Here is a 3,944-nt window from a genome sequence, read left to right as displayed (position 1 = left end):
GCGGCTTTCCCATCGAATCCAGCGATTCGCCTCCGGACTGGCTGGTCCGGCTCACCACCAGCGTCTGATCATCGCCCCCACCGGGCCAGCAAGTCATGTTCGACACCCAGGTGATCCAGGGTCCGGGCAACGACGAAATCGACCAGATCCTCGACCCGCTCGGGCTTGTGGTAGAAGCCCGGATTGGCCGGCAGGATAATCGCGCCCATGCGGGCCAGCCGCAGCATGTTTTCCAGGTGAATCTCCGAGAAGGGAGTCTCCCGGATCACCAGCACCAGTCTGTGACGCTCCTTGAGCACCACATCGGCGGCCCGTTCGATCAGGCTGCGGCTGGCACCCATGGCAATATTGGAAACGGTGGCGGTGGTACAGGGACAGACCACCATCCGCCGGGGCGCACCCGAGCCACTGGCCGCTGCTGACGTCCATTCATCCTGGCCGTAGACCAGCAGACGATCTGACGTCACCCCGCTTCGCTCGGCCAGAAAACGACCCATATCCGCCTGGCGCCCGGGCAGGGAAAGATCGGTTTCGGTGCCGATCACCACCTGGGCAGGCCGGGAAATCATCAGATGCACGCGATGGCCGGATCGCAGCAGGCAATCCAGCAGACGCAGACCATACTGGGCACCGGAGGCGCCGGTAAAAGCCAGACTGATGTCGTCGCGGTAGTCCCTGGACTCACTCATCAGCGGTTTCTCCCCGTGTTTCTCGCAATGCTGTCAGCAGCCTGCCATGAATCCCCTCGAAGCCGCCATTACTCATGATGGCAACCTGATCGCCAGCCTGCAGCTCGGAGGCGAGTCGATCCAGTAGCGAGTCGGTGTCCCTTGCCACCGTCAGCTTCTCGCCCAGACTTGCTTCCAGCGCCTCTCCGGCCCAATCGAGTTGAGACGGCACGTAGAGGTAGATACGGTCTGCCCCGGCCAAGGCTTCGGGCAAGGCATCCCGGTGCGCGCCCATGCGCATGCTATTGGAGCGGGGCTCGAGAATCGCGACCCGACGGCCGGCCGGCAGGGCAGCCAGCGTCTTGGCAATGGCAGTGGGGTGATGGGCGAAATCGTCATAAAGCGCAATGCCGGACACCTCACCAATCGCCTCCAGCCGACGCTTCATGCCGCGGAATTCGCCCAGGGCCTCAATGGCCACCGACGGCGCCACCCCGGCATGGCGGGCAGCGGCAATGGCGGCCAAGCCATTCTGGGCGTTGTGTTCCCCGCGCATCTGCCAGCGCAATCGCCCAACTCGTTCACCGGCCACGTGCACATCAAATGCCGTCCAGCCCGAATCGGGCTCGGTGGCCGTCACGCCCTCCCGCTCATCGCCCAGATGCAGCACCGGCGTCCAACAGCCCATCTCCAGAACTTCATCCAGGGCCGGGCAATCCCGAGGGCGAATGAGCAGGCCACTGCCGGGCACGGTTCTCACCAGATGGTGAAATTGACGCTGGATGGCGGCAAGATCGGGAAAGATATCGGCATGATCGTATTCCAGATTGTTCATGACCAGGGTGCGGGGCCGGTAGTGAACGAACTTGGAGCGCTTGTCGAAAAAGGCACTGTCGTACTCATCGGCCTCAATCACGAAGAAAGGGCTTTGACCCAGCCGCGCAGAGACCGGGAAGTTGCCCGGCATGCCGCCAATGAGAAACCCGGGGCTGAGCCCCGCGTACTCGAGAATCCAGGCCACCATGCCGGCGGTCGTGGTCTTGCCGTGGGTCCCCGAGATGGCAATCACCCAACGCTCCCGCAAGACCTCCCGTGCCAGCCAGTCGGGGCCGGAGGTGTAGGGAATACGACTTTCCAGCAGCGCTTCCACCACCGGGTTCCCTCGCGACAGGGCATTGCCCACCACGACCTGATCCGGTGCGGGGTCCAACTGGGCTGGATCCCAACCCTCGGTCAAATCAATACCGAGCGCCGCCAACTGATCGCTCATGGGCGGATACACGTTCTTATCGGCGCCGCTAACGCGCCAGCCCAGCTCACGGGCCAGGGCAGCCAAACCGCCCATGAATGTGCCGCAGGCTGCCAACAGATGAAAGTGACGCCCTTGGTTCTGATCAGAGTTCTGGTGGGAAGACATAAAAGGTCGCCGTGATATTGATTAACGTATAAGCCAGTGACAGAAGCAGTGCCCGTGCCATTGACCAATCCAGGGCATGTCTAAGGATATGGGCCAGAAGAGCAATACTCCAGAATACCAGGGCCAGACTGGCCACCACCGCCAGGTCCAGCAACAGACCACCATTGTTCTCCGGGGATACCAGCACGGTAGCAAGTGGCATCCCCATCAGATTCAGCCAGGCGCCGCACAACCAGATCGCTTGCAGTGACTGCGGCAGGCGACTCTGTCGCCCGGTAAATCCGAGCACCAGCCAGATAAAGCCCAGGGTCAAGGCGAGGTCCAGCAACAACAAGGCGGGCAGCGGATGATCCAGGGCGCGCAGATGCAACAGCACGGCGCCGGAAATCACGTAGACGCAGCCCGCCATCAAGGTCCAGGCCGTATCTGAAGGAAGATCCTGCGGACCCTGGCGGAAGACAAGGATTTGCCACCCCTTCAGGAACCAGTGCTTGATCCAGGCCATCGACAGTCTCCGCCACCGAGATAAAACACCGCATGCTACCATTCTCGCCTTACGGACAAGAGCGAAAGGCCACCGAAATGACAGAAACCGAATACATCGACAGCCCTGAGCAGCTTGCCGCTTTCGTTGCCGGCATCCGCGAATGGGATTGGCTGGCGGTGGACACCGAATTCATCCGGGAAGACAGCTACTGGCCCGAGCTCTGCCTTGTTCAGGTGGCGGCCGGCGACCGCCTGGCCTGCATCGACCCCCTGCAACTGGACGAGGCCGGCATGGCGCCTCTCCGTGACCTGATGCTGGACCCTGCCAAATTGAAGGTCTTCCATGCCGCCCGGCAGGATCTGGAGGTTTTCTTCCACTGCTGGCAAGCCGTGCCGGCACCGGTGTTCGATACCCAGATTGCCGCGGCGATGCTGGGCCATGGGGACCAGGTTGGCTACGCCCGTCTGGTACAGGTTGTGTGCGGCAAGGAACTGGCCAAGGGCCATACCCGCACGGATTGGCGCGCCCGCCCCCTGTCACCGGAGGCGATCGAATACGCCGCGGATGATGTGCGCTACCTGGGCCCAGTCTTCGAACACCTACGGCAGGGACTGGTCAACAGTGGGCGAATGGAGTGGCTGGAGGAAGAGTTCCAATCCCTGACCGATCCGGCTCTCTACCTGCCCGATCCGGATAATGCCTGGAAGCGGGTCAAGGGTTACCGAAAGCTCAAACCCCGGCAAGTGGCCGTACTGGTCAGCCTGGCACGATGGCGTGAGGAGGAAGCACTCGCCCGCAATCGGCCACGCCGCTGGATACTGAAGGACCAAGCCATGATTGACCTCGCCCGACGGCCGCCCAAACAGGCCAGCGACATGGAGGACATGCGCGATGTCCCCGATGCGGTACGCCGCCGCCATGGCGACAAGATCGTTGCGGCGGCAGAGGCTGGCTTGCAAGAGCCACCACCGGCGTTGGCCGATACACCCGAGCGTCTCAGCCCGGCTCAGGAGGCGCTGGTCGATGCGATGATGGCCGTGCTTCGCGCCCGCTGCGCCGATCACGACATGAGTCCTGCGCAGGTGGCAACCCGCAAACAACTGGAGGCGCTGGTCCGTGGGGAGCGGGACCTGCCGTTGCTCAAGGGCTGGCGAGCTGCCATGGCGGGCCGCGACCTGGAGTCTCTGCTTCGTGGGGATCTGAAGCTGGCCGTATCAGCAGGGCGACTGGTCTTCGAGAAATAGTCCGCCTGGCAAGGCGGCAGGCCTGAGGGCCGGCAATGCCGGCCCTTCCTCGTTTCCGCATCAGCGGCGAAGGCCGCGCTTTTTCTTGGAAGCCTTCTTCTTGGAGGCCTTCTTCTTGGAGGCCTTCT

General features: G+C 62.8%; 4 protein-coding genes. 1 reads left to right on the top strand and 3 read right to left on the bottom strand.

The genetic code is table 11. The annotated features are described in order from the left end of the window. Window positions 1–68 precede the first annotated feature (68 nt). From ACJWXQ_RS00750 to ACJWXQ_RS00740, 3 genes are read right to left on the bottom strand one after another with little or no spacing between them, the layout of a single operon-like run. The gene (locus ACJWXQ_RS00750; protein WP_346053414.1) at window positions 69–689 is read right to left on the bottom strand and encodes a flavin prenyltransferase UbiX; all 621 of its coding nucleotides are present in this window, start codon (window positions 687–689) and stop codon (window positions 69–71) included. Beyond that, window positions 682–2,085, bottom strand: a complete 1,404-nt coding sequence (gene mpl, locus ACJWXQ_RS00745) for a UDP-N-acetylmuramate:L-alanyl-gamma-D-glutamyl-meso-diaminopimelate ligase (protein WP_406671932.1) — start codon at window positions 2,083–2,085, stop codon at window positions 682–684. The genes ACJWXQ_RS00750 and mpl overlap by 8 nt, the downstream gene beginning before the upstream one ends. Beyond that, window positions 2,063–2,590 (bottom strand): hypothetical protein, encoded by a 528-nt coding sequence (locus ACJWXQ_RS00740; RefSeq protein WP_346053418.1) that lies wholly within the window; start codon window positions 2,588–2,590, stop codon window positions 2,063–2,065. Before ACJWXQ_RS00740 ends, mpl begins: the two co-directional genes overlap by 23 nt. Window positions 2,591–2,667: 77 nt before the next feature. Between ACJWXQ_RS00740 and rnd the strand changes: the two genes are divergently transcribed. Then, entirely contained in the window at window positions 2,668–3,816 is a 1,149-nt protein-coding gene (rnd, locus tag ACJWXQ_RS00735) for a ribonuclease D (RefSeq protein ID WP_346053420.1), read from the top strand. The last annotated feature ends 128 nt before the right edge of the window (window positions 3,817–3,944 follow it).

The sequence above is a fragment of the Natronospira sp. genome (assembly GCF_007134575.1).
Taxonomy (GTDB): Bacteria; Pseudomonadota; Gammaproteobacteria; order Natronospirales; family Natronospiraceae; genus Natronospira; species Natronospira elongata.
This window is presented reverse-complemented; position numbering and strand designations above follow the sequence as displayed.

What these genes read in the sequence shown, in the direction of transcription:
- ACJWXQ_RS00750 (WP_346053414.1), bottom strand. Translation starts at nt 689, where the DNA reads ATGAGTGAGTCCAGGGACTACCGCGACGACATCAGTCTGGCTTTTACC.
- mpl (WP_406671932.1), bottom strand. Translation starts at nt 2,085, where the DNA reads ATGTCTTCCCACCAGAACTCTGATCAGAACCAAGGGCGTCACTTTCAT.
- ACJWXQ_RS00740 (WP_346053418.1), bottom strand. Translation starts at nt 2,590, where the DNA reads ATGGCCTGGATCAAGCACTGGTTCCTGAAGGGGTGGCAAATCCTTGTC.
- rnd (WP_346053420.1), top strand. Translation starts at nt 2,668, where the DNA reads ATGACAGAAACCGAATACATCGACAGCCCTGAGCAGCTTGCCGCTTTC.